The following is a 24,736-nucleotide window of genomic DNA, read 5'->3' on the forward strand; positions in this document are numbered from 1 at the left end:
CTTCAGGGCGCCGGCTCCATTCCTTTTTTCAGTCCGCTGGGGTGGCTTCGGAAGCTGCCACCGAGGCTGTTCCGTCCAGCGATGGGCCTTCGAGCCCCAGCTGCCTAAGCCTGGATCCAAGCAGCCCGCCCAGCGACCTGCGGCCTGCGGCATCCATGTGGACGGCATCTGCCAGGTTCTTCGCGAGGTTGTACTTCGACAGCCAGTCGCCCACGCCCACAAAGGGTATGCCGTTCCTGGCGGACACCGTGCCCAGCAGCGCGTCCACCTGGGTCCTCCGCCCGCCGCCATAGTTGGCGCCGCGGGCCAGTGTGCCTATCATGGCCATCCTGGCGCCTGGATAGCGTTTCCGGAGTGCCCCGATCAGGCGGTCGGCGTTGGCCACGATCTGGGCATCGGTGGCGCCGTGCGCGGCGTCGTTGCCGCCGCCCTGGATGACGATCAGCGCGGGCGTCCCGTACGGCAGTTTCCAGTCGCCGCGCTGTAAGGCGTCGATGTAGTTGCCCGTCTTGCCGTTGGACGCCACGAATCCCGTGCCGCCGAGCCCGCAGAAGTGGACCTTGTAACCAACGGCGGCAAGGCCAAGACGTGGCCACCCGTCAGTAGGTTCGGATTGGGAATCGCCTATGAGGAGGGCAGTGTGCCGCATGTCCGGCACCACCACCTCGTCACGCCCGCTGGCCGGGTTGCGGTACACAGAGCCGGCAGGCAGGCTGATCGGATCGCCGCCGCGGGCCTGGTATGCGCCGGCCGCGGCCGGCTGCGCCGGGGATGGCACGCCGGAGTCCGGTGTTGCTGCTGGGGTCTGTCCGCAGCCGCCTAGGAGCGCGGCTACCGCGATTCCAGAGGCGACAAAGCGGGTCAGAGCCGAGGCTTTTCGCATCAGGGATTCTCCGGGCTTGCTGTGGCTATCACAGCAATGATGGTGCACCAAGTCACAAAAATCCAGTGAGCTTGGTCACTCTTTGGGCCGTGGCGCGCCGGAATTGCCCACCGGCCGGACTGGGCCGATCCGAGATTTTTAGGCCAACAATAGGCTCAGCGTTTAGAATGAGGGAAGGAGCCTTGTGTTATTGGGCTAATCCATCGTGCGTTCCGGTTGGAAATGTCGCGAAACAACAGCTGACTTCACCACTGAATCGAGCAATCACGCATGTCTGAAACCACCACCAACACCGCGGTAGCCACTGCATCACGCAGTGACCTCCGCAACGTCGCGATCGTGGCCCACGTTGACCACGGCAAGACCACTCTGGTCGACGCCATGCTCAAGCAGACCAACTCCTTTGCCGAACACAACCACCTCGAAGACCGCGTCATGGACTCCGGTGACCTGGAACGCGAAAAGGGCATCACCATCCTGGCCAAAAACACCACCGTGGCCTACAACGGACCGTCCTCCAACGGTGAAACCATCACCATCAACGTCATCGACACCCCCGGCCACGCCGACTTCGGCGGCGAAGTAGAGCGGGGCCTGTCCATGGTGGACGGCGTTGTACTCCTCGTGGACGCTTCCGAGGGCCCGCTGCCCCAGACCCGCTTTGTGCTGCGCAAGGCCCTGGCCGCGCACCTGCCGGTGATCCTCCTCGTCAACAAGACCGACCGCCCCGACGCCCGCATCGAGGAAGTTGTCCACGAGTCGATGGACCTCCTCCTGGGCCTCGCCTCGGACCTCGCCGACGAAGTTCCGGACCTGGACCTGGACAAGATCCTTGAAGTGCCGGTCGTCTATGCAGCAGCGAAGGTAGGCCGCGCCTCCCTGGACCAGCCCGCCGACGGCTCCGCTCCGGACAATGAGGACCTTGAGCCGCTGTTCAAGACCATCATCGAGCACATCCCGGCTCCGACGTACAACCCGAACGGCGTGCTCCAGGCACACGTCACCAACCTGGACGCCTCCCCGTTCCTGGGCCGTCTTGCCCTGCTGCGCATCTACAACGGCACCCTGCGCAAGGGCCAGACCGTTGCCTGGGCCCGCGCCAACGGCGAGCTCAAGAACGTCAAGATCACCGAACTGCTGGCCACCAAGGCACTGGACCGTGTTCCCACCGAGTCTGCAGGTCCGGGCGAAATCGTCGCCGTCGCCGGCATCGAGGAAATCACCATTGGTGAGACCCTGACCGATGTCGACAACCCGCAGCCGCTGCCCCTGATCACCGTGGACGATCCCGCGATCTCCATGACCATCGGTATCAACACCTCGCCGCTGGCCGGCAGGGTCAAGGGCGCCAAGGTCACGGCCCGCCAGGTGAAAGACCGCCTGGACAAGGAACTGATCGGTAACGTCTCCATCAAGGTTCTCCCCACCGAGCGTCCCGACGCCTGGGAAGTCCAGGGCCGTGGCGAGCTCGCGCTGGCCATCCTGGTCGAGCAGATGCGCCGTGAAGGCTTCGAACTGACTGTCGGCAAGCCGCAGGTTGTCACCCGGACCGTGGACGGCAAGATCCACGAGCCGATGGAACACATGACCATCGACGTGCCGGAAGAGTACCTCGGCGCCGTCACCCAGCTGATGGCCGCCCGCAAGGGCCGCATGACCAACATGGCCAACCACGGCACCGGCTGGTGCCGCATGGAGTTCATCGTTCCGGCCCGTGGCCTGATCGGGTTCCGCACCAAGTTCCTCACGGACACCCGCGGCGCCGGTATCGCAGCCTCCATCTCCGAGGGCTACGAGCCCTGGGCCGGCCCGATCGAGTACCGCACCAACGGTTCGATGGTGGCCGACCGCGCCGGCGTTGTGACGCCGTTCGCCATGATCAACCTGCAGGAACGTGGCTCCTTCTTCGTTCGTCCCACCTCCGAGGTTTACGAAGGCCAGATCGTCGGCGAGAACTCCCGCGCCGACGACATGGACGTCAACATCACCAAGGAAAAGAAGCTCACCAACATGCGTGCCGCTTCCTCGGACACCTTCGAGAACCTGACGCCCCCGCGCGACCTGACCCTCGAAGAGTCCCTCGAATTCGCCCGCGAAGACGAGTGCGTCGAGGTCACCCCGGAGTCCATCCGCATCCGGAAGCTCATCCTGGACGTCAACCAGCGCGCCAAGTCCACCCGGGCACGCGCCAAGGCCTAGTCCCAAATAGCACGTCACTGAAGCTGCCGGTACGGCAGGCGGGAATCCCGCCGTCGTGCCGGCGGCTTCCTTTGTGTCAGGAAAGCGTCAGTTGCGGACGCGAGCGGGGCGCCGCTCCGGCGCCGGCGGCACTTCCTTGGCAGCCACCACCAGGTCCAAGGGGATCACGACGTCGGCCTTCCGTGTGCGGACTGTGCAGCCGCCGTCGTCAGTGGCCACCAGATGCCCCAGGGCGTCCGTCAGGCCGCCGTCGATCCGGTAGCGGACTACAACCCGTGTTCCGGGCGGGGCGGTGGCCAGAAATTCTCGGGGCGTAGGCTGGGCGGGACTCACCAGTTCATACTAAGGCGGCCGGCTAGGTTCGCGTGGACGGGCTGGGAGATAATAGGCTCAGAAGTCAATAGTCCGGCCGGTGCCGGATTCAAGTGCCGGCCACTGCCGGGAAATATCGTGGAGAGGCAAGGGACGTGACGTACGTAATCGCGCAGCCGTGTGTAGATGTCAAGGACAAGGCATGTATCGAGGAATGCCCCGTTGACTGCATCTATGAGGGTGAGCGTTCCTTGTACATCCACCCCGATGAGTGTGTCGACTGTGGTGCCTGCGAGCCGGTATGCCCGGTGGAAGCCATCTACTACGAGGATGACACCCCCGAAGAGTGGGCTGACTACTACAAGGCCAACGTCGAATTCTTCGATGACCTTGGCTCGCCCGGTGGCGCCGCCAAGGTGGGCAACACGGGCAAGGATCACCCGATGATCGCCGCCCTGCCGCTGCAGAACCAAGACCACTGAGCCGGGCATCGCGTTGACCGCTGCCGTGAACAGCTTTGGCCTGAGCCTTCCCGACTACCCGTGGGAGGCCATGGCACCGTACCTGGCCAAAGCCTCTGAGCACCCCGGCGGGGCCGTGAACCTGTCGATCGGCACGCCAGTCGACCCCACTCCCGCTGTGATCCAGGATGCCCTCAGGGCCGCCGCGGACGCCCCGGGATACCCCACGGTCCACGGCACCGTTCCGTTGCGGGAAGCCATTGCGGCGTGGTTCGAGCGGCGCCGCGGCGTCCCCGGCCTGGACCCTAAGAACATTATGCCCACCGTCGGCTCCAAGGAGCTGGTGGCGTGGCTGCCGCTCCTGCTCGGGCTGAAGCCGGGCGACGTCGTCGTCCGCCCCAAGGTTGCCTACCCCACCTATGACATCGGGGCTACTTTCGCTGGCGTCACCTCCGTCGCTACCGACCACCTCGACGAGTTGGACCATGCCACCCGCGCACGCGTGCGGCTGATCTGGGTAAACTCCCCGGGCAACCCCACCGGAAGCGTCAGGGATGTTGAGTCCCTTAAAGCGCTTGTGGCGCAGGCCCGCGAACTGGGCGCCGTGGTGGCCTCGGACGAGTGCTACGCCGAACTCGGGTGGGGCGCGTGGGACACACAGCGCGGCGGCGAGCCCGTGCCCAGCATCCTGGATCCGCGCGTTTCCGGCGGGTCCCACGAGAGCCTTCTGGCCGTGTACTCGCTGAGCAAGCAGTCCAACGTGGCAGGTTACCGCGCAGCGTTTGTGGCCGGTGACCCGGCCATCATGGCCAACCTCGTCAACAGCCGCAAGCATGCCGGCATGATCGTCCCCTACCCGGTGCAGGAAGCAATGCGGGTTGCGTTGGGCGAGGACACCCACGTCCAGGCCCAGAAGGACCTCTACCGCGGACGCCGGGAGCGCCTGGTGCCGGCTTTGCAGGGCTTCGGGCTGGAGATCAAGGATTCCGACGCCGGACTGTACCTTTGGTCCACCGCGGGAGAGAGCACCTGGGACACCGTGGCCCGGCTTGCTGAGCGAGGCATCGTGGTGGGGCCAGGCGTCTTTTACGGCGAAGCCGGCAACGGGTTTGTGCGTGTCGCATTGACGGGCACTGATGAACGGATTGACGCCGCAGTGGCCAGACTGGCCACGGCGCCGTAACAATCATGTGACTCGCACCACAAAGGCGGCATTTTACGGGGGTTTCGCACGCCTCCGATTAGTGACACCCGCAAACGGGCGGTACTTTTTAAGTGACTATCAATGGTGGCTTTTTACAAGAAGGCAGCCCGGGTGTTGGATTCCTGGATGAACAGGGTCACTGCCACGGCTCACCGGATGTTGGATCAAGCTTTCGACAGAGGCCCACGCGCCTCATGAAGGGGACTCCATGACTGAGACCAACAGCGCAACCCTGCACCATGCAGGAGGCGAGCTCAAGCTCCCGCGCATCCAGGTTGTTGAAGGAAACGAAGGCTACGACGTTTCCAAGCTGCTCAAGCAGACGGGCGCAGTCACCTTTGACCCCGGCTTCATGAACACCGCAGCAACCACGTCCGCAATTACCTACATCGACGGCGATGCCGGCATCCTGCGTTACCGCGGGTACCCCATCGAACAGCTGGCGCAGCACTCCAGCTTCCTTGAGGTGTCCTACCTGCTGATCTACGGCAACCTGCCGACACCCACGGAACTGGAAGCCTTCGACCAGCGTATCCGTCACCACACGCTGCTGCACGAAGAGCTCAAGGGCTTCTTCAGCGGTTTCCCGCGTGATGCCCACCCGATGCCTGTGCTCTCTTCGGCCGTGTCGGCGCTGTCCACGTTCTACCAGGACTCGCTGGATCCGTTCAACGCTGAGCAGGTAGAAGTCTCCACGTACCGGCTGCTGGCCAAGATGCCGGTCATCGCCGCCTACGCCCTGAAGAAGAGCATCGGCCAGCCCATGCTGTACCCCGACAACTCCCACAACCTCGTGGAGAACTTCCTCCGCCTCAGCTTCGGCCTGCCGGCCGAGCAGTACGAAGTGGACCCGGTCATCGCCAAGGCGCTGGACCTTCTCCTCATCCTGCACGCTGACCACGAGCAGAACTGTTCCACCTCCACCGTGCGCCTGGTGGGCTCCTCCAACGCCAACCTCTTCGCCTCGGTGTCAGCCGGCATCAACGCCCTCTTCGGTCCCGCCCACGGCGGCGCCAACGAGGCAGTGCTGAAGATGCTCCGCCAGATCCAGGCCGACGGCACCAAGCCCGAGGACTACATGGAGAAGGTCAAGAACAAGGAAGACGGCGTCCGCCTCATGGGCTTCGGACACCGCGTCTACAAGAACTACGATCCGCGTGCCAAGATCGTCAAGGCCACGGCCCACGAAATCCTCACCAAGCTCGGCGGCAACGACGAACTGCTCGAGATCGCCATGCGCCTCGAAGAGAAGGCGCTGAACGACGACTACTTCATCCAGCGCAAGCTCTACCCGAACGTGGACTTCTACACCGGCCTGATCTACAAGGCCATGGGCTTCCCGGAGAAGATGTTCACCGTACTGTTCGCAATCGGCCGCCTGCCGGGCTGGATCGCCCAATGGCGTGAAATGATCAGCGACCCGAACACCAAGATCGGCCGCCCGCGCCAGCTGTACATCGGCGAACCCGAGCGCGACTACCCGGTCCGCTAAGCCGGCCCTGACTAAATAACGACGGCGGCCGGTCACCTTCTTCGCGAAGGTGGCCGGCCGCCGTCGTACTCTCATCGATTGCTCCGTAAACGCCGTTTTGAGCGTCCTAAAGGGCCGTTACGGAGCGATCGATGGGGAGCAACCGATGCTAGGAGGTGTAACCCAGGGGGTTGTTCTTCTGCCAGCGCCAGTGGTCCTCGCACATCTGGTCCACGGTCTTCGTGGTGGACCAGCTCAGGTCGGCCAGGGCGGAGGTGGCGTCGGCCCAGAAGGCCGGGAGGTCGCCCGCGCGGCGTCCGGTGATCTCGTAGGGGATGGGCTGGCCCACGGCCTTCTCGAAGGATCGCAGGACCTCCAGGACGGAGGAGCCCTTCCCGGAGCCAAGGTTCCAGCGGTAGACGCCGGAGCGGTCCGCCACGTGGTTGAGGGCTGCCACGTGGCCTTCGGCGAGATCGACGACGTGGATGTAGTCCCGCAGGCAGGTGCCGTCAGGGGTGTCGTAGTCCCCGCCGAACACCATCAGCTTGTCGCGGCGTCCCACGGCCACCTGGGCGATGAAGGGCACCAGGTTGTTGGGGATGCCCTGCGGGTCCTCGCCGATGCGGCCTGACGGATGTGCGCCCACCGGGTTGAAGTAGCGCAGCAGGGCAATGTGCCAGCGGCTGTCAGCGGCGCCCAGGTCGGCGAGGATGTCCTCGATCTGTTCCTTGGTGCGGCCGTACGGGTTGTTGGCGCCGATCTCCATCTTTTCCACGTAGGGGATGGGATTGTGCTCGCCGTACACCGTGGCGGACGAGCTGAAGACGATGGAGTGGACGTCGTGGCGGTCCATCACCCGGATCAGGTTCAGCGTGCCTACGAGGTTGTTGTAGTAGTACTTGAGCGGTTCGCGGACCGACTCGCCCACGGCTTTTAGCCCGGCAAAGTGGATCACGGCGTCGATCGTGTGGGCGGCAAAGACGCCTTCCACCGCGGCTTCGTCCACCAGGTCCACGTTGTGGAATTCCGCGGTCTTGCCACTGAGTTCGGCAACCCGGCGCAGTGACTCCTCGCTGGAGTTCACTAGGTTATCGATCACCACCACGTCGTGGCCGGCTTCCTGCAGGGACAAGACTGTGTGCGAACCGATGTACCCGGTGCCACCTGTGACCAGAATTTTCATGCCCCCACGCTATCCCAATTCCACGGATGTGTGGATTTAAGCACGGGTGTGCTAAATAAAAGGGGTGCCCAAAATTGTAGATGCCGAAGCCCGGCGCGCAGAGATCGTTGAAGCGGTCTTTAGGATCATCGCCGTCGACGGCCTCGAGCGGGCCTCACTGCGGGAGGTGGCGGACGAAGCAGGCCTCGCCGTTGGCTCCGTCCGGCACTATTTTGCCGGCAGTGAAGAACTGCTCAGCCATTCCTTTGCCGCCGTTGTGGACCGGATCACGGGCCGGCTCACCGCGGCATTGCCGGCGATGGCCGCCAGCAAACCCGGGACCGGCCCGCATCGTGAGGCGGTTTTAACCCTGCTGGGTGAATTTCTGCCGCTCGACGAGGAGCGGGCCGTGGACGCCTGCGTGTGGATGGCCTTCAAAAACGCGGCCAGGATCCGTCCTTTCCTCGCAGCCGAGGCGGATCGGAGCCACCGGGAGGTGGCAGCCGTCGTCGGGCAGGTCATCACGGGCCTGGTACCGGACGACGGCGACGGGCAGCAGTCGCTGGCCGTCGAGGCGGAGAGGCTGTTGGCTACGCTGGACGGGCTGTGCATGCACGCCCTCCTGCAGCCCGCCTGGATGACGGCACAGATGTGCCACGACGTCCTGGACCGGCACCTGAAGAGCCTGGCCGCCTGACATTACCGTCCGGTGGCAACGGGAATAGACTGGGAGCCGGGGGAGCGGAACCGGCTGGTCAGGCCGGTACAGGCAGGCCACAGGAGGAGTAGGGATGCATCACACAGGTGGTTCCGGCTGGCAGATCACCACGGATACGTCCGGGCCTCTGATGATCGCGCTCTTCGTCCGTGATGCGGCAGGACTCGACGGCGCCGGCCACCCCGCGTTGTCGCATGCCGCGCCGAAGATCCGCCATGCAGACCACTCGCACCTCACCGCCGACGTCGGCGGGCAGAGTGCGCTCAAGACCGAATGGGAGGCCTGGTGGGAGCAGCTGCTGAAGGCACACCCCCAGACGTCACCGGAGCTGTCCCCTCCGGATTTTGGGGAATTCGGGAATTCCCCGGCCCTCCAGCGTGTCCTGCAGGCGCATTTCGGGTCAGCCCTGACCTGGGCACGGGAGCGCCGCAGCGAGTACGTCCGGCTGGAAGCCGAACGGGTGGCCAGCGGTTCGGACCAGCTGTTGGGCGACATGGTGGATGACCGCCTGCTGGAGGTGGGCCGGGGGTCACGGGACTTCACCCTGACCATCATCGAACTGCCGCTGAACGAACAGCGGGCGTGGTACCTGGAGCCGGACAAGATCATCATGAGCCATAACCTCATGTCCGCGCCGGAGCTCTTCCGCAGCTACGTCCAGCCCGTGGTGGACATCCTGGTCTGAGGCGGGGCGGTCAGCATCCGGGCCGTCAGCTGCCGGTGCCGGCCGGTGCAACTGTAATGCGGACCTGTCCGGCGGGCGCGTCGGATTTTTGCCAGCCGCCCTGATCCTCACGGTCCCAGCTCCGGCCTGCAACGTCCACGCGCGTCACCGCCAGGCCCTTGGCATTGGCAACTGCCCACTGCGCCACGGACCAGGCCTGGCTGCCGTCAGCTGCCACCACGAGCGAATCATTCTCCGTGGTGATGGCGAGCGGCCCGAACGCCTGGGCTAGCTCGGATTCGACGGCGGCGGGGATGCCCGGTTCCTGCGGGGCACGCAAAGTGCACAGCAGCGAGGCGGGCGCCTGGCCGGTCAGGCCGGACGCGAAGGACCGGCCCATATCTTCGTGTTGGGCGTACGCGAGGGGGTAGGCCGAGCGCTGGACACGCTGGGCGGCGTCGGTGATTTCCAGGGACTCGTAGCCGGGAACCTTGACCAGGGCATCGTAGAAAGCATTGGCAGCGTAGTACGGGTCCATCACCTGGGCCTCGGTTCCCCACCCCTGCGAGGGACGTTGCTGGAAGAGTCCACGGGAGTCAGGGCCGGCCTGGTCGCCATGGGCGATGTTGCGCAGCTTGGATTCCTGCATGGCGGTGGCAAGGGCGATGCTGGCTGCCCGGGGAGGCAGCCCGCGCTGCACCGCCACCGCTGTAATCAGTGAGGCATTAACCGCCTGGTCCGTTGCAAGCTCTGCGCTTTGGGTCCCGACGTCGGCCGTGCAGCGCTCCGGGACCAGGGTTTCGGAGCGCTGCAGGAAGGAGACCGCTGTGTAGATGCCGGCGCCCGCCAGCGCCAGGGTAAGCAGCAGCACGGTGGGGCGAACGAAACTGCGTCCACGTGCCACCGACGGGTCAGTTGGCGTGGAGGGCGTCGTTGAGTTCCACCGTCTGGCCCTTGCGCGGCAGCGCCTCGACGGCGCCGGTGGTGGAGTTGCGCCGGAACAGGAGGTTGGGGACGCCGGACAGCTCGGCTGCCTTCACGATCTTGGCGGTGTCCTCGCCATTCTCGTCCTTGGGCCCGGGAACGAGCACACGGGTTCCAGCGGTGACGTAGAGGCCTGCCTCCACCACGGAGTCATCGCCGACGCTGATGCCGACGCCGGAGTTGGCGCCCAGCAGGACGCGCTCACCGATGACGATCTTTTCCTTGCCGCCCCCGGAGAGTGTGCCCATGATCGACGCGCCGCCTCCCACGTCGCTGCCGTCGCCGGCGACGACGCCGGCGGAGATGCGGCCTTCCACCATGGAGGCGCCCAGGGTGCCGGCGTTGAAGTTCACAAAGCCTTCGTGCATCACGGTGGTGCCTTCGGCGAGGTGGGCACCGAGACGGACACGGTCGGCGTCGGCGATCCGGACGCCGGCGGGCACCACATAGTCCACCATGCGGGGGAACTTGTCCACGCCGTAGACGGTGACGGCACCACGGCGGCGAAGTTTGGCGCGGGTCAGTTCGAAGCCTTCCACCGCGGCGGGGCCGAAGTTGGTCCACACCACGTTGGGCAGCTTGCCGAAGATGCCGTCCAGGTTGATCGTGTTGGGCCGGACCAGCCGGTGGGAAAGCAGGTGCAGCCGGAGGTACGCGTCTGCAGTGTCAGCCGGAGCTTCGTCAAGGTTGATCTGGACGAAGACCACTTTCTGCTCGGTCCCGCGGTCAGCGTCTGTGCCGCTCGCGGCGAGCTGGACCAGGGTTTCGTCCGCATTCTCCACGGCGCGCAGGTTTTCGGCCGCAACGCCCAGCGCGGGCGCGGGGAACCAGACGTCAAGGACGGTGGCTTCGGCATTTTCCCCGCCCGTTGCGGTGGCGATGGTTGCCAAGCCGAAGCCGTAGGCGGAGCGGGCTTCGGAAGTTGCGTTCTGGTCTTTGGGCGCGGCGGAGGTAGCGGTCTCAGTCATGGCCCCAGTCTACCGAGAGGCGGGCACCGGGTTCGAACTAGACTGGCAACGTGACTGCCGAAACCGCCCCTGAATCGATCACCGTGCCTTTGGACCTCCGCCAGGACGTCTCCGTGCTGACCGCCGCCCTGATGGATATCAACAGTGTCTCCGGGAATGAGACGGAACTGGCGGACGCTGTCGAAGTGGCTCTGCGGGCCATCCCGGAACTCCAGGTGGTCCGCGACGGTGACGCCATCATCGCGCGCACGGAACTCGGCAGGGCGGAACGCGTCATCCTCGCCGGACACCTGGACACAGTGCCGCTGCCGGTTACTGAAGGCGCGCGCGGTACCGTCCCGTCCACCTGGGATTCGGGTGTCCCCGGGGAGGGCGTGCTCTACGGACGAGGAGCCACGGACATGAAGGGCGGTGTCGCCGTGCAGCTCGCGCTGGCGGCCACAATGTTCGACGGCGGCGGGGCGCCCCAGCGGGACGTCACCTTCGTGTTCTACGACCATGAGGAAGTGGAAGCGGTCAAGAGCGGACTGGGCCGCCTGGTCCGCAACCACGGCAGCCTCCTGGGCGGCGATTTTGCCATCCTCCTGGAGCCGACCCATGGCACCGTCGAGGGTGGCTGCAACGGCACCAGCCGCTTTGAGGCCACCACGGTGGGCGAGGCAGCACACTCTGCCCGTGCGTGGATGGGCAGCAACGCCATCCACGCGGCGGCACCCATCCTGGCCCGGCTGGCAGCCTACGAGCCGCGGACCATCAACGTGGACGGCCTCGACTACCGCGAGAGCCTCAACGCCGTGAAGATCAACGGCGGCACGGCCGGCAACGTCATCCCGGACCGCTGCGTCGTCGAAATCAACTACCGCTTCGCCCCCGACAAGACGCCGGACCAGGCGGAGGCGCATGTGCGCGAACTGTTGGCGGGCTTCGCTGTGGTCCGCACCGACGCCGCCGCCGGTGCGCGCCCGGGACTGAACCACCCGGCCGCCGCGTCCTTCGTGGCCGCCGTCGGAGCCGAGCCGAAACCGAAATACGGCTGGACCGACGTCGCGCGTTTCAGCGAACTGGGGATCCCGGCAGTGAACTTCGGCCCCGGCGATCCGCTGCTGGCCCACAAGGACAACGAGCACGTCGACGCCGACGCCATCCGGGAATGCCTGCGGGCGCTTCGGAGTTGGCTCGCGGCGTAAGCCTGCACGCAGAAGGGTCCGCAGCCTGCAGGCTGCGGACCCTTCTGCGTGTGTGGATGTGGCTACTTGGATTCGCGTACATCCGGTAGTTCCGGTGCGACCACAGCGGTTGGCGCTTTGGCAACACCGCCTGCCGTCTTCGTGGAACCGCGGCGCTCGATCCAGATTGCGAGCCGGGAAACGCAGATGTTGATCACAATGTAGATGGCGGCAGCCACAAAGAAGATGGGGAACAGGAACGCGTTCCCGAGGAAGTCCGCCATGACCTGCACTGCGCGCAGAAGTTCGCCGTACGCCACGATGTAGCCCAGGGAGGTGTCCTTCAGGAGCACCACGAGTTGGGCAACCAGCGACGGCATCATACGGCGGACAGCCTGCGGCAGCTCGATGAGCATCCGGGACTGGAAGCTGGTCAGGCCGATGGTCAGGCCCGCCTCCCGCTGTCCCTTCGGCAGTGATTGGATGCCGGCCCGGATGATCTCCGCGAAGATAGCGGTGTTGTAGAGGACGAGCCCGGCCACCACCGCGACGAAGGAACTCGTCCCGAACACCAGCAGGACGAAGAGCATCATCAGCACAACCGGCATGCCGCGCAGGAACTCCAGGACCACGCGGGCGGGAATCCGGATCCAGGCGACCAGCGAGATGCGCAGCAGGCAGAACATCAGGCCGAGGGGAAACGCGATCACTGCGGCGAGGGCGGCGGCGGTGAGCGTTGCGCCGAGGCCATTGGCGAGCAGCGTCCAGACGTCGCCCCGGGTGAAGATCGCCCAGCGGCGACCTTCAAAAATGCCCTGCTGGGCGAGAGTCATGCCAATCCATGCCAGAAGGCCCAGGATCAGCACGGTTCCAACCACGGAACCGATCAGCGAGACCCGGCGCGCTTTGGGGCCGGGAACGTCGTAGAGGACTGAAGTCATCGGGCAATCGCCACCTTTCGTTCCACGGTGCTGGCAAGGATGCCCAGCGGAATGGTGAGGAGCAGATAGAAGAACGCGACGCCGAGCAGTACTGCCATGACCTGGTCACCGTTGGCGTTGGCCATTTGGCGGCCGTAGCCGAACAGTTCCAGGACAAAGAACGCGCCGGCGACGGAAGAGTTCTTGACGAGGGCAATCAGGATGTTGATCAGCGGCGGGATCACGGTCCGAAGCGCCTGCGGCAGGATGATGAGATTCAGGACCTGGCCGAAGTTCATGCCGATGCTGCGCGCGGCCTCAGCCTGGCCGAGCGGGACGCTGTTAACGCCTGAGCGGACGGCTTCAGCGATGAAGGCCGCTGTATAGGCGCTGAGGGCGATGATCGCTGCGACCTCGAACTGCTGGAAGGTCACGCCGAGGCGGGGCAGGACGATCGCTGCGAAGAAGAAGGCAATGGTCAGTGGGGTGTTCCGGAGGATTTCCACGTAGACGGTGCTGAATCCCCGGAGGGCCGCAACGGGGGAAACTCGGGCTGCTGCCAGGAGTGTTCCGAGGATAAGGGCGATGATGCCGGAGACGACGGACAGGAAAAGGGTGCGGAGAAGGCCTTCCCAATAAAGGGGCAGGTTTTCAATGATGACTTCCATAGGATCCTTCGGCTCTGGGCGTAGGGGGTCAAAAAGCAGGCCGGCGGCTTCCGGGGAACGCGGTCAACGAATTCCCCGGAAGCCGCCGTGGCTACCTAGTAGCGCTTGATGGCGGGAAGTTCAGGGGCGGTCTTGATGACCGAACCTGCGGTTGCTTCCCAGGCCTTCTTGTAGGACCCGTCCTTGCCAAACGCCTCGAGCTGGTCGTTGATCCAGTTGCGGAATTCGGTGTCGTCCTTCTTCAGGCCAATGCCGTACGGCTCTTTGGTGAAGGTTTGATCCGACGCCAGCTTGAAGGCATCCGGTTCCTTGTCCACAAAGCCGGCCAGGATCACGTTGTCCGTGGTGATCGCTTCGACCTGCTTGTTGCGCAGCGGCTCAAGGCAGGCGGAGTAGGTGGCTGCCGGCACGAGCTCGGCCTTGTACTTGTCCACGATTGTCGCGGCAGGGGTGGAACCGGTGACGGAGCACACCTTCTTGCCTGCGACGTCCTCAGGCTTGGTGATGGACGTGTTGTCCTTGTTCACCATCAGCGCCTGGCCGGCCTCGTAGTACGGGCCCGCGAAGCTGACAACCTGCTTGCGCTTGTCATTGATCGTGTAGGTGGCGATGACAATATCCACCTTGCCCTGCTCGATGAAGGGTTCGCGGTTGGCTGAGACAGTCTCTGACCATTCGATCTTGTCCGCGGCGATGCCCAGCTTGGCTGCGATCAGCTTGCCCATCTCGACGTCGAAGCCTACCGGCTTGCCGTCCAGGCCCACCTGGCCGAAGAGCGGCTGGTCGTACTTTGTGCCGATCTTGATGGTGCCTGCGGCGGACAGCTTGGCCATGGTGGTGCCGGCGGCAAACGTCGGCTTGTCGGCAACAGTGGGATCGCTGGTGGTGCCGGGGGTGGTGCCGCCGCATGCGCTGAGGGACAACGCCAGGGCAGCAGTAGCCGCCACGAAGAACGACTTCCGGCGGGTCATAAATGCCTTCATGACATTCCTTTCATTGGTCGGCCGTGGGTCACGGCCTGGGTGCGAACTGGAGTGTGTGTTCGTTGATGGAAAATCAGTGGGTGAGCAGCTTGGACAGGAAGTCCTTCGCTCGGTCACTCTTCGGGTTGGTGAAGAATTCTTCCGGCTTGGCATCCTCCACGATCTGGCCATCCGCCATGAAAACCACACGGTCGGCGGCTTTCCGGGCGAAACCCATTTCGTGCGTGACCACAACCATGGTCATGCCTTCCTTGGCCAGCTGGATCATGACGTCAAGGACCTCGTTGATCATCTCGGGGTCCAGCGCAGAGGTGGGCTCATCAAAGAGCATGACCTTTGGTTTCATCGCCAGGGCGCGGGCGATGGCCACGCGTTGCTGCTGGCCGCCGGAGAGCTGCGCCGGGAGTTTGGGGGCCTGGTGCCCCACGCCCACGCGCTCCAGCAATGCCATGGCTTCCTTGTCCGCCTGGGCCTTGGCAACGCCTTTGACTTTGATGGGACCAAGCGTCACGTTCTCAAGGATGGTCTTGTGCGCGAAGAGGTTGAAGGACTGAAAGACCATCCCGACGTCGGCGCGGAGCTGGGCCAGCTCCTTCCCCTCCTCCGGCAACACCTTTCCATCAATGCTGATGGTGCCGCCTTCGATGGTTTCCAGACGGTTGATGGCACGGCACAACGTGGACTTTCCTGAGCCTGACGGGCCAATGACCACCACCACTTCGCCCTTACGGACGTGGAGATTGATGTCCTTCAAAACGTGCAACTGACCGTAATGCTTATTCACACCATTCAGGGAGACGAGCGCATCGCCGGGCACATGAGTAGTCATAAAGAAGAATCTAGCGAACATTGGCTGGTTATGAGGTGAATCACGCCAAGTTCGCGCGGATCGTGATTCAAGAGATACCTGCCACAGGCACGCTGGCCTTGGCATTAGCCTTGGGGGATGAGCATCAACGCAGATCCGGCCAAAACTACCCAGCCGCGCCGTAAGGGGCCCCTTGAACTCCGTCGCAAGCAGGCGGCTGTGGAAATGTCCGACCAGCATTTGCTTGATACCAAAGGCGCAGGACAGTTCGTCCATTCGGACCCCTGGCGCGTCCTCCGGATCCAGAGCGAGTTCGTCGAGGGGTTCGGCGCGCTTGCCGATCTGGGGCCCGCCGTCAGTGTCTTCGGCTCGGCCCGCACCAAGCCCGGCAGCCCGTACTACGAAATGGGCATGGAAGTAGGCCGGAAGCTGGCAGCCGCGGGCGTGGCCGTCATTACCGGCGGCGGTCCGGGCTCCATGGAGGCCGCCAACCGCGGCACCGTGGAAGGCAACGGCGTCTCCGTCGGCCTGGGCATTGAATTGCCCTTCGAGCAGGGCCTGAACCAGTGGGTGGACCTCGGCATTAACTTCCGCTACTTCTTTGCCCGGAAGACCATGTTCGTCAAGTATGCCCAGGGCTTCATCGTTCTTCCCGGCGGGTTGGGAACGCTGGATGAACTCTTTGAAGCCATGGTCCTGGTCCAGACGCGGAAGGTGACCTCCTTCCCGATCGTGCTCCTCGGCGTCGACTTCTGGGGGCCGATGATCGAATGGATCAAGGGCACCCTCGTGGCCGAGGGAATGGTCTCCGCAAAGGACCTGGACCTCATCCAGGTGGTGGACGATCCCGCCGAAGCGGTGCAGCTGGTGCTGCACTGGACGCCCCCGGTTTCCACCAACGGCGAGCAACGGCCCGAATAGGCCGTCGGCCCATATCTGGCACGATGGGTGCTGTGAGTTTTTTCCTGGTCTACCTCGCCTTCGTGCTGATCGCCGCCACCCTGTGGGCAGGCGCCGGTGGCCGCCGCGGCATTCTGCGCAGCCTCCGCCGGGGCAGTGAACCGGCCACAGGCTCCGAGGTCCCGGAGAATCCGATTCTCTACCGGGGGTTCGGGCAGCCGCCCGCCAACCTTCCGCCGGTGCTGCTGCCCGCGGACGCTGCACCTGGCGACGTCGACCGGGTCCGCTTCTCTCTCGGCCTGCGTGGATACCGGATGGATCAGGTGGACCAGGTCCTCGACGAACTGCGGGACCAAATCGCGGCCAAAGACGAAGAAATGGGCAGGCTCCGGGCACGGCTGCTGGAATCGGAACGGGCGGCGCGCCCGGAGGCCGGCGCTTGAGCACTGACGCGGGGGACCGGACGGGCCCGACGGCGTTGATCACCGCATTCGGCGCCCGCGCCAGGTGGGCGGTCCAACGCTGGCCCTGGTGGCTGCAGGTTGCCGCCCTCTACGCCACTGCCCGGCTGGTCAGCGCCTGCGTCTTTATGGCAGCAGCCCTGCACCAAGGGCCTAACCCGTGGTTTCCGGCCGGCCCTGACTACTGGAACTTCATCAATATCTGGGATGCGCGATGGTACGGCCGGATCATCACCGACGGTTATCCCTCACCGCTTCCAACGGATGCCGCCGGCAACGTGCAGGAAAATGCGTGGGCCTTCTATCCGCTCTTCCCGGCCCTGGGCCGTGCGCTCGCAGGCCTGACCGGAATCAGCCCTGCCGTGGCGCTTACGGTCGTCGCCATGCTGGCGGGGTTAGGTGCGGCGCTGGTTTTGTACTGTCTGTTCAGGCACAAGGCTTCGCACACTGCGGCGCTTTGGGGCGTGGCATTCTTCGCGACCTTTCCGGTGTCCGCCATTCTCCAGGTCCCGTACGCGGAGCCCCTGACTGTTTTCCTGCTGGCCACCGCCCTGCTGCTCGTCATCAGGCGTCATTATTTCGTTGCCATGCCGGTGGTCCTGCTGCTGTGCCTCTCCCGACCCGTGGGCGTTCCCTTTGCCGCCATGGTGGGGCTTCTCTTCCTCTGGCGACTGTTCGAACCGGGGCGCGGGGAGCGGCCGGGCACCCACAGCCTCGGGGAGTTGGCGTCCCTGGCGGGCCTAACCGTGGTGTGCGGTGCCTCGGCACTGCTGTGGCCGGCAGCGGCCTGGGCCGCCACCGGAGATATTGAGGCGTATACCAAAACCGAAACAGTGTGGCGCGGCCATGACCTGGTGCCCTTCAAGCCCTGGTTCGACGCCGGCGTCGACCTCTTTGGCCCCGTCCTGGGGATCGTGGCGCCATTCGTCTTTGCCGGCCTCTTTGCGCTCCTGCTGTTCTCCCCGCCGGTGGTCCGGCTTGGTGTGGAACTGCGCTTGTGGTGCGCCTGCTACATGGGCTACCTCCTGGTGTTCCTCCACCCCCAGACCAGTACTTTCCGGATTCTGCTCCCGCTGTTCCCGTTGGCCCTGGCTGCCGCGCTCTTGTCCCGGTCGAAGGCATACCGCGGCACGGTCCTGACAATGTTTGTCCTGCTCCAGATCGTGTGGATCGTCTGGCTGTGGGCATGGGCGCAGCTTCCGGGCGGCGGCGATTATCCGCCGTGATCGCGGGCGGCGCCTGGCCGGCAGATTGGGGAATCCGACGCGGCCGTAAATGTCCATCGATTAGCTACGTGCGGGTCATTACGGGATAATAGTAAGTAAGCAGGGACAAAAAGCATTCAGAAATGTTCAGCCGTGGCGGCATCAGTACGGGCCGCCATGGCGGCTTGATTTGACCATGCGGACACAGCCCATCCGGGCTGATATGTCCTGGGACTAAATGGAGGGGAAATTCCTCATGGCGGCTATGAAACCACGCACCGGCGACGGCCCTATGGAAGTCACCAAAGAGGGCCGTAGCCTTATCATGCGCGTACCGCTCGAAGGCGGCGGACGGCTTGTGGTGGAACTGAACGCTGCGGAGGCGGCCAACCTTAAGGAATGCCTCGTCGGCGTGACTGAATAATCCCGTTCGGCGTTGCCGAATAATCCCGCAAGGCCAAGGTCCGCAGCCAACCCGCTGCGGACCTTGGCTTATTTGCTGTGGATCTACTTCTTAACCGCGACCAGCAGGCCGTCGCCCGTGGGAAGCATCGCGGACGCCAGGCGGTCGTCGTCGCGGATTGCCTTGCCCACCTGGCGGAGCACCACCGTGTTGGACTCCCGGACAGCCGGGTTGGCCACGCGGTCCTTGTCCAGTGCGTCATTGATGATGAGCAGCCCGCCGGCCTTCAGGAGCCGGACGGCCTGTTCCACGTAGCCGGGCAGACCGGGCTTGTCCGCATCAACAAACACCAGGTCATAAGCGGAGTCGGTCAGGCGCGGGAGGACATCACCGGCGCGGCCGGAAATGGTACGGGTGCGGTTGGCCGGACTGCCGGCCTCCGAAAAGGCTTCACGTGCCGCCTTCAGATGTTCGACGTCCACGTCGATGGTGGTCAGCACGGCCTGCGGTCCGAGCCCCCGCAGGATGCATACCCCCGAGACACCCGCGCCGGTGCCGATTTCGACGGCGGTCTGGGCCTTCGAGCCCGCAGTCAACACCGTCAGGACCGCACCAACACCTGCGCCGATGGGCGTCACGCCCAGTTCGAAAGAGCGCTCCCTGGCACGAAGCATAACCTCATCCTCTGCGGGCAGATCTTCTGCATAGGACCAGCTCGTGGATTTGTCGGCGCTCATGTGATTCGCTTTCTGGGCGGCAGGGGAGTGTTTAGTACAGCCTACTGTGTGAGGGGGTGCCAGCCGCGGAAGGGAATCGTTGTGCCTCTGGCTGAAGAACCGCCCCGGTCAGGAAATTCCCAGCCAACTTTGAAATGATGGATATCCGGTCATCCGTGAGGTGATCGGCGCCGAACAAGAGATGTCAGCAGTATCCGGGCGATAGCAATCCACGATGGGAGTGGACGATGTCAGCATCAGGTATGGCACCTGTCCCTGCGACGCAAGATTCCGCCGCTGTATGGGTCAGGCCCACTTGGGAGGAAGTGGTGGCCAACCACTCCGCCAAGGTCTACCGGCTGGCGTACCGCCTGACGGGGAACAAGTTCGACGCCGAGGACCTCACCCAGGAGGTGTTCGTCCGCGTTTTCCGGTCACTGGAGAATTTCAAGCCAGGGACACTGGATGGCTGGCTGCACCGCATCACCACCAACCTGTTCCTGGACCAGGCCCGCCGGAAAACCCGCATCCGGTTTGACGCGCTGGCCGATGACGCCGAATCCCGGATTCCCGGGCGTGAACCCGGACCGGAACAGAGCTTCGAACTGAACAACCTGGACCTCGATGTCCAGGCTGCCTTGGAGGAGCTGCCCCCGGACTTCCGCGCCGCCGTCGTGCTTTGCGACCTGGAAGGCCTGTCCTACGACGAAGTGGCCGCTGCACTCGGCGTCAAACTGGGTACCGTCCGTTCCCGTATCCACCGGGGCCGGACCATGCTGCGCGAAAAGCTGGCGCACCGCGATCCCAGGCCACAGCAAGGACGCACGCCGAAGCTTTCGCTGCCGCGCATCGCCAGCATCCTCTGATCGGCACCATGACGCCCCAGAACCCCTTCGGCCGCCGGCATCACCGCGGCGCCGACCACGTGCAAACCTGCGCAGAATGTGCAGCGGCGCTGAAGCGTGAACGCCAGTACATCGAGCGGCTCCGAGACGCGGCCGTGCCGCCTGCCAGCGAGGACCTGACGGCCCGGCTGCTGGTCAGGACGCAGCTGCTCGCGGCCGCGGCCGAGCCAGCCCCGAGCCCGTACCGGGCCGCGCGAGCCGTGGCACTTGCCGCCGGCGGGACAGCAGCAGCCGCTGGAATTCTTGCCGTCAGCGCTTTTGCGCTGGCGGGGGACAGCCTGCCCGTCGCCCAATCCGCTATCAACGGGAGTCTGGTGCAGCATACGGCCCGGCTACCGGCCGACGGCAGGGAGATCAGTGCTCCGCAATTGTTGGCCCTGCGCTCTGAAGGCTGGGTCTGTCCGGAACTGGCGTCACTCGGCTTCCACGTCCGGAGCGCCAATGCCATAACGCTGAATGGGCGGCCGGCGGTGGAAATGCACCTGACCGATGGGCAACACTATGCCACTATCGTGGAACAGCATCCCGTGGACGCCGAGCAGCAGTCGGGCGAGGACACCCAGCAGAACTCCGAACAGATCGCCGGTCAGAACGAGGGGAAGCTGCTGGTCAGCAGCCAGGCGCCCTGGAGGGCCACCGTAGAGACCACGGCAGGAACTTTCATTGTTGAGTCCGACCTCCCGGCGGAGCAGGCTGATGACGCCGTTCCAGTGCTGCAGCGGCTCAGCGTCCTCGCCGTAGAAGGAATTAACGCGGGTGTCAGCACCGCGCCTGCCGACTCCCCGGTGACCGCAGCGGACGACTCTCCCGCCGCCCGGTTGGAGCGGGGAATCCGCAAACTCGGGGAGATGCTGGCTCCGTGATGCAGGCACTGTGCGACGCTGGCGGGCAGGAATCGTCAGCGGGGCTCCGGAGAGGGTAATCTTCCTAAAGTGTTTGGAATCAACGGCCCGGAGTTCTTCCTCCTGCTGATCATCGGCATCCTGGTGATCGGTCCCCAGCGCCTGCCCGAATACACCCAGAAACTTGCGAATCTCGTGAAGGAAGTCCGCCGGATGGCCTCCGGTGCGCGGGAGCAGATCAAGGAAGAAGTGGGCATCGACATCGACGATGTCGACTGGAAGAAATACGATCCCCGCCAGTATGATCCGCGGCGCATCATCAAGGAAGCCCTCCTGGACGACGACACCAAGTCCGTCAGTGCTGGAGCGCCGGCCGCGGTGGCTGCCGTCGCCGGTGCAGGGGCGGTTGCCACAGGCGGGGCGGCTTCCTCCCGTCCCGAACGTGTGGTTCAGTCACTGCCTCAGGGCGAACCCGCCCCGTTCGATACCGAAGCCACTTAGGCCACACTTAGGCCCCGTCGCCTCTGGTCGGCAACCGCTGCGTTATCGCGGCTGCAGCCCCAGTTTCATCCCCGTCAGGCCCCTGGGCCTGGCAGCAAGTTTTCCGGCAATTTCGGTCAAAGCAACGGCTGCCGGAGTTTCTGGCCGGCCAAGCACGATGGGCGTGCCGGCGTCGCCGCCTTCCCGCAGCAGGATGTCCAGCGGAATCTGTCCCAGGAGCGGCACATCGGTGCCCACCGTCGTCGTGAGCCGTTCGGCGAGGACCGCCCCCCCGCCGCTTCCGAACAGCTCCATCCGGCCGCCGTCGGGCATTTCCAGGTATGACATGTTCTCGATGACGCCGGCCACCGTCTGACCTGTCTGGGTGGCGATGGCACCGGCGCGCTCGGCGACGTCGGCAGCTGCGGCCTGGGGTGTGGTGACCACCAGGATCTCAGCCTTCGGCAGCAACTGGGCCACCGAAATCGCGATGTCACCGGTGCCGGGCGGCAGGTCGAGGAACAAGGCGTCGAGGTCGCCGAAGTAGACGTCCGTCAGGAACTGTTCCAGGGCCCGGTGGAGCATCGGCCCACGCCAGGCAACCGGCTGGTTTCCGGCGACGAACATACCGATGGAAATCACTTTTACGCCGTAGGCCACCGGGGGCAGGATCATGTCGTCCACCCGGGTGGGCGCCTGCGTGATGCCCATCAGGGCCGGAACCGAGAAGCCATGGACGTCGGCGTCCACAATGCCGACACGGAGGCCCTGGGCGGCCAGGGCGCAGGCAAGGTTGACGGTCAGCGAGGACTTGCCCACACCACCCTTGCCGCTTGCCACCGCGAACACCTTGGTCAGGGACCCCGGCTCGTTGAACGGAATCCCGCGCTGCCCGGAGGCGCCGCGGAGCTGTTCCTTCAGGGCGTCCCGCTGGGCCTGGTTCATCACTTTCAATTCAACCTCGACGGCGGTCACGCCCGGAACTGCGGACAGCGCCTTCTCGGAGTCTGCGGTAATGGTCCCGCGCAGGGGGCAGCCCGCGATGGTCAGCAGGACAGCCAGCCTGACCCGGCCGTCCGCAGCGACATCCACGGACTCCACCATGCCCAGTTCCGTGATGGGACGGCGGAGCTCAGGATCGATCACGGTGGCCAGCGCAGCGTGGACTGCCTGATCCAGGGAGGCGCTCATGCGGGCGGGGCTCAGCTTTCGGTGGTGGGGTTGTGCTTGGGGACGGCCGGATCCTGGATTGCGGGGTCGGTGGCGGCAGTGTCCTTGGTGACGGCGTCCTTGGCGGCGGTTTCCGTGGCGACATGGCTGGGTTTGACTTTGGGAATCTGCTGCGTGCGGGGGTTCCGCTGTTTGTCGCGCTTTTCCTTCAGCTTTTCCTTGACCTTCTCACGCGGGGACTCGTGGCTGCCGGATCCGGCGGGATCGTGGGTCCGCAGTTCCTCCTGCGCTTCCAGCATGTCCTCGAGGAGTGTTCGCAGCTCCGCCCGGACGTAGTCGCGGGTGGCAACCTCGCGCAGCGCAATTCTCAGCGACGCCAGCTCCCGGGTGAGGTACTCGGTGTCGGCCAGGTTGCGTGCCGCCTGTTGGCGATCCTGCTGGAGGGAGACCCGGTCGCGGTCGTCCTGCCGGTTCTGGGCCAGCAGCAGCAGCGGGGCCGCGTAGGAGGCCTGCAGCGAAAGCATTAGTGTCAGGAGGGTGTAGCCCAGGAGGCGCGAATCGAACTGCCACTCCGCCGGTGCCCACGTGTTCCAGACCAGCCAGATGACGACGAAGACCGTCATGTAGACCAGGAACTGCGGCGTGCCCATAAACCGGGCGAACCCTTCCGTCGCATGGCCGAATGCATCCGGGTCGGGTGAGAACTTCGGCAGGATGCGCTGGCGGCCACTCAGGGGTGTGTCGAGTCCGCCCTTGGCCGCCGCCTTCTTATTGGGATGCTTGGGGGCGCCAGTGTCAGCCAATGCGGCCTCCCAGTTTTCTTATCGGGGCTTCGCCATCATAGGCGCGCCAGTCATCCGGCAACAGATGATCCAAAACGTCATCAACAGTCACCGCCCCCACGAGCCGGCCTGCGTCATTGACCACGGGAAGACAGTTCAGGTTGTAGGTAGCGAGGGTGCGCGCCACCTCGCTGATGTGGGCCTGGTCGGAGACCGGCTCAAGGTTCTTGTCCACGAGGTTGCCCAGGGGCTCCGGCGGCGGATAGCGGAGCAGTTGCTGGATGTGCACAACGCCCAGGAACCGTCCCGTGGGGGTTTCCAACGGCGGCCGGGTGATGAAAATGGACGAGGCGAGGGCGGGGGAGAGTTCCTCACGGCGGACGTGGGCCAGTGCCTCGGCGACAGTTGCCTCCGGGGGGAGGATCACCGGAACAGGCGTCATCAGGCCACCGGCGGTGTCCTCGTCGTATTCGAGGAGCCGCCTGACGTCCTCGGCGCCTTCGGGTTCCATGAGGCGGAGAAGCTCCTCCGCCTGTGCAGAGGGGAGCTCGGCGAGGAGGTCGGCGGCGTCGTCGGGGTCCATTTCCTCCAGGACGTCCGCCGCGCGTTCGACGTCGAGGGCGGAGAGGATCTCCACCTGGTCGTCTTCGGGCATTTCCTGCAGCACGTCGGCCAGGCGTTCGTCCTGGAGTTCGCTGGCCACTTCGAAGCGGCGTTTGTCGCTCATTTCCTGCAGGGCCTCGGCGAAGTCTGCGGGTTTGAGGTCCTCGTGGTTGGCCACGAACTGGGTGGCTGCCTGGGGTTCGGTGCGGGCACCTTGGAGGGCGTCGGCCCAGTCGATGATCATGGTCTCGTTCCGGCGCAGCCGGCTGAGCGGGGACAGGGAGTGGCCCCGGCGGACGAACAGCTTGCTCACGAACCAGTCGCGGGACCGGTGCTGGTCCATGGCGATGTCCTCGATGGTGGCGTCGCCGCTGCCGTCCCGGAGAGTGACGCGGCGGTCGAACATTTCCGCGACCACCAGCGTCTCCGCGCCGCGCTGTTCAAAGCGCCGGAGGTTAACCAGTCCCGTGCAGATGATCTGTGTCTGGTCGATGGAGGTAATGCGTGTCATCGGCACAAAGACGCGCTTTTTACCGGGAACTTCGACGACGATGCCCACCACGTGCGGGGCGCCGCGGCTGCCACGCGAGAGCACCACCACATCGCGCAACCTGCCCAAGCGGTCGCCCAAGGGGTCGAAGACGTCAAGACCCAGCAGGCGGGCCACGAAGACGCGCGAAAGATTTGTACTCACGTCT

The 24,736-nt window shown here is 64.8% G+C and carries 27 protein-coding genes; 14 read left to right on the forward strand and 13 right to left on the reverse strand.

Annotated elements, in window-relative coordinates; all coding sequences use genetic code 11:
- Window positions 1-28: 28 nt before the first annotated feature.
- The gene (locus ACX80M_RS08405) at window positions 29-883 is read right to left on the reverse strand and encodes an SGNH/GDSL hydrolase family protein (RefSeq protein ID WP_459309384.1); all 855 of its coding nucleotides are present in this window, start codon (window positions 881-883) and stop codon (window positions 29-31) included.
- Between the two features lie 270 nt (window positions 884-1,153).
- Between ACX80M_RS08405 and typA the strand changes: the two genes are divergently transcribed.
- Window positions 1,154-3,082: a translational GTPase TypA gene (gene typA, locus ACX80M_RS08410; protein ID WP_058931842.1), complete on the forward strand. Its 1,929-nt coding sequence runs from the start codon at window positions 1,154-1,156 to the stop codon at window positions 3,080-3,082.
- Window positions 3,083-3,169: 87 nt separating this feature from the next.
- Here typA and ACX80M_RS08415 read toward each other — a convergent pair whose 3' ends face one another.
- The gene (locus ACX80M_RS08415) at window positions 3,170-3,415 is read right to left on the reverse strand and encodes a putative acetyltransferase (protein ID WP_082575922.1); all 246 of its coding nucleotides are present in this window, start codon (window positions 3,413-3,415) and stop codon (window positions 3,170-3,172) included.
- A 134-nt stretch (window positions 3,416-3,549) separates the two neighbouring features.
- On the opposite strand from ACX80M_RS08415, the gene fdxA reads away from it, so the two are divergent.
- The 3 genes from fdxA to ACX80M_RS08430 all read left to right on the forward strand — a co-directional run bounded on the left by fdxA (window position 3,550) and on the right by ACX80M_RS08430 (window position 6,551).
- Window positions 3,550-3,876 (forward strand): ferredoxin, encoded by a 327-nt coding sequence (gene fdxA, locus ACX80M_RS08420; RefSeq protein ID WP_056344030.1) that lies wholly within the window; start codon window positions 3,550-3,552, stop codon window positions 3,874-3,876.
- A 13-nt stretch (window positions 3,877-3,889) separates the two neighbouring features.
- Window positions 3,890-5,038, forward strand: coding sequence for a succinyldiaminopimelate transaminase (dapC, locus tag ACX80M_RS08425; protein WP_256476732.1), 1,149 nt, complete (start codon window positions 3,890-3,892; stop codon window positions 5,036-5,038).
- A 229-nt stretch (window positions 5,039-5,267) separates the two neighbouring features.
- Window positions 5,268-6,551, forward strand: a complete 1,284-nt coding sequence (locus ACX80M_RS08430; RefSeq protein ID WP_104062127.1) for a citrate synthase — start codon at window positions 5,268-5,270, stop codon at window positions 6,549-6,551.
- Window positions 6,552-6,699: 148 nt separating this feature from the next.
- Here the strand turns inward: ACX80M_RS08430 and galE are convergent, their stop codons facing one another.
- Window positions 6,700-7,713 (reverse strand): UDP-glucose 4-epimerase GalE, encoded by a 1,014-nt coding sequence (gene galE / locus ACX80M_RS08435; RefSeq protein ID WP_459309385.1) that lies wholly within the window; start codon window positions 7,711-7,713, stop codon window positions 6,700-6,702.
- A 64-nt stretch (window positions 7,714-7,777) separates the two neighbouring features.
- Here galE and ACX80M_RS08440 point away from each other — a divergent pair, with 64 nt between their 5' ends.
- Window positions 7,778-8,389 (forward strand): TetR/AcrR family transcriptional regulator, encoded by a 612-nt coding sequence (locus tag ACX80M_RS08440; protein WP_459309386.1) that lies wholly within the window; start codon window positions 7,778-7,780, stop codon window positions 8,387-8,389.
- A 94-nt stretch (window positions 8,390-8,483) separates the two neighbouring features.
- A complete protein-coding gene (locus ACX80M_RS08445) occupies window positions 8,484-9,095 on the forward strand; it encodes a hypothetical protein (RefSeq protein WP_252608993.1) in 612 nt (203 codons plus the stop codon).
- Between the two features lie 25 nt (window positions 9,096-9,120).
- Here ACX80M_RS08445 and ACX80M_RS08450 read toward each other — a convergent pair whose 3' ends face one another.
- On the reverse strand, window positions 9,121-9,978 hold the full coding sequence (locus tag ACX80M_RS08450) for a hypothetical protein (protein ID WP_374209918.1): 858 nt from the start codon (window positions 9,976-9,978) through the stop codon (window positions 9,121-9,123).
- 7 nt (window positions 9,979-9,985) lie between these two features.
- Window positions 9,986-11,026, reverse strand: coding sequence for a 2,3,4,5-tetrahydropyridine-2,6-dicarboxylate N-succinyltransferase (gene dapD / locus ACX80M_RS08455; protein ID WP_252598305.1), 1,041 nt, complete (start codon window positions 11,024-11,026; stop codon window positions 9,986-9,988).
- A gap of 50 nt (window positions 11,027-11,076) precedes the next feature.
- Here dapD and dapE point away from each other — a divergent pair, with 50 nt between their 5' ends.
- Window positions 11,077-12,213, forward strand: coding sequence for a succinyl-diaminopimelate desuccinylase (gene dapE / locus ACX80M_RS08460; RefSeq protein WP_252598304.1), 1,137 nt, complete (start codon window positions 11,077-11,079; stop codon window positions 12,211-12,213).
- Window positions 12,214-12,275: 62 nt separating this feature from the next.
- Here the strand turns inward: dapE and ACX80M_RS08465 are convergent, their stop codons facing one another.
- From ACX80M_RS08465 to ACX80M_RS08480, 4 genes are all read right to left on the reverse strand, one after another.
- Window positions 12,276-13,133 carry an amino acid ABC transporter permease gene (locus tag ACX80M_RS08465; RefSeq protein ID WP_104062134.1) on the reverse strand — a complete coding sequence of 286 codons (858 nt, stop codon included), beginning with the start codon at window positions 13,131-13,133 and terminating at the stop codon, window positions 12,276-12,278.
- The gene (locus tag ACX80M_RS08470; protein WP_056343998.1) at window positions 13,130-13,780 is read right to left on the reverse strand and encodes an amino acid ABC transporter permease; all 651 of its coding nucleotides are present in this window, start codon (window positions 13,778-13,780) and stop codon (window positions 13,130-13,132) included. The genes ACX80M_RS08465 and ACX80M_RS08470 overlap by 4 nt, the downstream gene beginning before the upstream one ends.
- Window positions 13,781-13,875: 95 nt before the next feature.
- Window positions 13,876-14,763 carry a glutamate ABC transporter substrate-binding protein gene (locus ACX80M_RS08475; RefSeq protein ID WP_252598303.1) on the reverse strand — a complete coding sequence of 296 codons (888 nt, stop codon included), beginning with the start codon at window positions 14,761-14,763 and terminating at the stop codon, window positions 13,876-13,878.
- 73 nt (window positions 14,764-14,836) lie between these two features.
- Window positions 14,837-15,592: an amino acid ABC transporter ATP-binding protein gene (locus tag ACX80M_RS08480; protein ID WP_104062136.1), complete on the reverse strand. Its 756-nt coding sequence runs from the start codon at window positions 15,590-15,592 to the stop codon at window positions 14,837-14,839.
- Between the two features lie 117 nt (window positions 15,593-15,709).
- On the opposite strand from ACX80M_RS08480, the gene ACX80M_RS08485 reads away from it, so the two are divergent.
- The 4 genes from ACX80M_RS08485 (at window position 15,710) to ACX80M_RS08500 (ending at window position 18,561) form a co-directional block, all read left to right on the forward strand.
- Window positions 15,710-16,492 carry an LOG family protein gene (locus ACX80M_RS08485; protein WP_252598302.1) on the forward strand — a complete coding sequence of 261 codons (783 nt, stop codon included), beginning with the start codon at window positions 15,710-15,712 and terminating at the stop codon, window positions 16,490-16,492.
- 23 nt (window positions 16,493-16,515) lie between these two features.
- Complete coding sequence (locus tag ACX80M_RS08490; RefSeq protein WP_459309387.1) at window positions 16,516-16,914, forward strand: DivIVA domain-containing protein; 399 nt, start codon at window positions 16,516-16,518, stop codon at window positions 16,912-16,914.
- Window positions 16,911-18,158, forward strand: coding sequence for a hypothetical protein (locus ACX80M_RS08495; protein WP_459309388.1), 1,248 nt, complete (start codon window positions 16,911-16,913; stop codon window positions 18,156-18,158). The genes ACX80M_RS08490 and ACX80M_RS08495 overlap by 4 nt, the downstream gene beginning before the upstream one ends.
- A 235-nt stretch (window positions 18,159-18,393) precedes the next feature.
- Window positions 18,394-18,561, forward strand: a complete 168-nt coding sequence (locus ACX80M_RS08500; protein ID WP_009357720.1) for a DUF3117 domain-containing protein — start codon at window positions 18,394-18,396, stop codon at window positions 18,559-18,561.
- Window positions 18,562-18,644: 83 nt separating this feature from the next.
- Here ACX80M_RS08500 and ACX80M_RS08505 read toward each other — a convergent pair whose 3' ends face one another.
- The gene (locus tag ACX80M_RS08505; protein ID WP_459309389.1) at window positions 18,645-19,277 is read right to left on the reverse strand and encodes an O-methyltransferase; all 633 of its coding nucleotides are present in this window, start codon (window positions 19,275-19,277) and stop codon (window positions 18,645-18,647) included.
- A 227-nt stretch (window positions 19,278-19,504) separates the two neighbouring features.
- Here ACX80M_RS08505 and sigE point away from each other — a divergent pair, with 227 nt between their 5' ends.
- The 3 genes from sigE to ACX80M_RS08520 all read left to right on the forward strand — a co-directional run bounded on the left by sigE (window position 19,505) and on the right by ACX80M_RS08520 (window position 21,504).
- Complete coding sequence (gene sigE / locus ACX80M_RS08510) at window positions 19,505-20,122, forward strand: RNA polymerase sigma factor SigE (RefSeq protein ID WP_252598300.1); 618 nt, start codon at window positions 19,505-19,507, stop codon at window positions 20,120-20,122.
- Between the two features lie 8 nt (window positions 20,123-20,130).
- Entirely contained in the window at window positions 20,131-21,024 is an 894-nt protein-coding gene (locus ACX80M_RS08515) for an anti-sigma factor (RefSeq protein ID WP_459309390.1), read from the forward strand.
- Between the two features lie 69 nt (window positions 21,025-21,093).
- Window positions 21,094-21,504 (forward strand): Sec-independent protein translocase family protein, encoded by a 411-nt coding sequence (locus tag ACX80M_RS08520; RefSeq protein WP_252598298.1) that lies wholly within the window; start codon window positions 21,094-21,096, stop codon window positions 21,502-21,504.
- Between the two features lie 42 nt (window positions 21,505-21,546).
- On the opposite strand, the gene ACX80M_RS08525 is transcribed toward ACX80M_RS08520, so the two are convergent.
- The 3 genes from ACX80M_RS08525 to ACX80M_RS08535 are packed head-to-tail and all read right to left on the reverse strand — an operon-like array spanning window position 21,547 to window position 24,732.
- A complete protein-coding gene (locus ACX80M_RS08525; RefSeq protein WP_459309391.1) occupies window positions 21,547-22,674 on the reverse strand; it encodes an Mrp/NBP35 family ATP-binding protein in 1,128 nt (375 codons plus the stop codon).
- Between the two features lie 11 nt (window positions 22,675-22,685).
- Window positions 22,686-23,456, reverse strand: a complete 771-nt coding sequence (locus tag ACX80M_RS08530) for a DUF1003 domain-containing protein (protein ID WP_252598296.1) — start codon at window positions 23,454-23,456, stop codon at window positions 22,686-22,688.
- Window positions 23,449-24,732: a magnesium transporter MgtE N-terminal domain-containing protein gene (locus ACX80M_RS08535; protein WP_056343970.1), complete on the reverse strand. Its 1,284-nt coding sequence runs from the start codon at window positions 24,730-24,732 to the stop codon at window positions 23,449-23,451. The genes ACX80M_RS08530 and ACX80M_RS08535 overlap by 8 nt, the downstream gene beginning before the upstream one ends.
- Window positions 24,733-24,736: the final 4 nt, after the last annotated feature.

The organism is Pseudarthrobacter sp. MDT1-22 (assembly GCF_054511035.1).

Bases quoted from the DNA above. Each gene is read 5' to 3' on its own strand.
- ACX80M_RS08465 (WP_104062134.1), bottom strand. From the start codon at position 13,133: ATGACTTCAGTCCTCTACGACGTTCCCGGCCCCAAAGCGCGCCGGGTC.
- dapD (WP_252598305.1), bottom strand. From the start codon at position 11,026: ATGACTGAGACCGCTACCTCCGCCGCGCCCAAAGACCAGAACGCAACT.
- ACX80M_RS08505 (WP_459309389.1), bottom strand. From the start codon at position 19,277: ATGAGCGCCGACAAATCCACGAGCTGGTCCTATGCAGAAGATCTGCCC.
- ACX80M_RS08405 (WP_459309384.1), bottom strand. From the start codon at position 883: ATGCGAAAAGCCTCGGCTCTGACCCGCTTTGTCGCCTCTGGAATCGCG.
- ACX80M_RS08500 (WP_009357720.1), top strand. From the start codon at position 18,394: ATGGCGGCTATGAAACCACGCACCGGCGACGGCCCTATGGAAGTCACC.
- galE (WP_459309385.1), bottom strand. From the start codon at position 7,713: ATGAAAATTCTGGTCACAGGTGGCACCGGGTACATCGGTTCGCACACA.
- ACX80M_RS08490 (WP_459309387.1), top strand. From the start codon at position 16,516: ATGGGTGCTGTGAGTTTTTTCCTGGTCTACCTCGCCTTCGTGCTGATC.
- ACX80M_RS08485 (WP_252598302.1), top strand. From the start codon at position 15,710: ATGAGCATCAACGCAGATCCGGCCAAAACTACCCAGCCGCGCCGTAAG.
- ACX80M_RS08515 (WP_459309390.1), top strand. From the start codon at position 20,131: ATGACGCCCCAGAACCCCTTCGGCCGCCGGCATCACCGCGGCGCCGAC.
- sigE (WP_252598300.1), top strand. From the start codon at position 19,505: ATGTCAGCATCAGGTATGGCACCTGTCCCTGCGACGCAAGATTCCGCC.
- ACX80M_RS08470 (WP_056343998.1), bottom strand. From the start codon at position 13,780: ATGGAAGTCATCATTGAAAACCTGCCCCTTTATTGGGAAGGCCTTCTC.
- ACX80M_RS08480 (WP_104062136.1), bottom strand. From the start codon at position 15,592: ATGACTACTCATGTGCCCGGCGATGCGCTCGTCTCCCTGAATGGTGTG.
- ACX80M_RS08430 (WP_104062127.1), top strand. From the start codon at position 5,268: ATGACTGAGACCAACAGCGCAACCCTGCACCATGCAGGAGGCGAGCTC.
- ACX80M_RS08475 (WP_252598303.1), bottom strand. From the start codon at position 14,763: ATGAAGGCATTTATGACCCGCCGGAAGTCGTTCTTCGTGGCGGCTACT.
- typA (WP_058931842.1), top strand. From the start codon at position 1,154: ATGTCTGAAACCACCACCAACACCGCGGTAGCCACTGCATCACGCAGT.
- ACX80M_RS08525 (WP_459309391.1), bottom strand. From the start codon at position 22,674: ATGAGCGCCTCCCTGGATCAGGCAGTCCACGCTGCGCTGGCCACCGTG.
- ACX80M_RS08445 (WP_252608993.1), top strand. From the start codon at position 8,484: ATGCATCACACAGGTGGTTCCGGCTGGCAGATCACCACGGATACGTCC.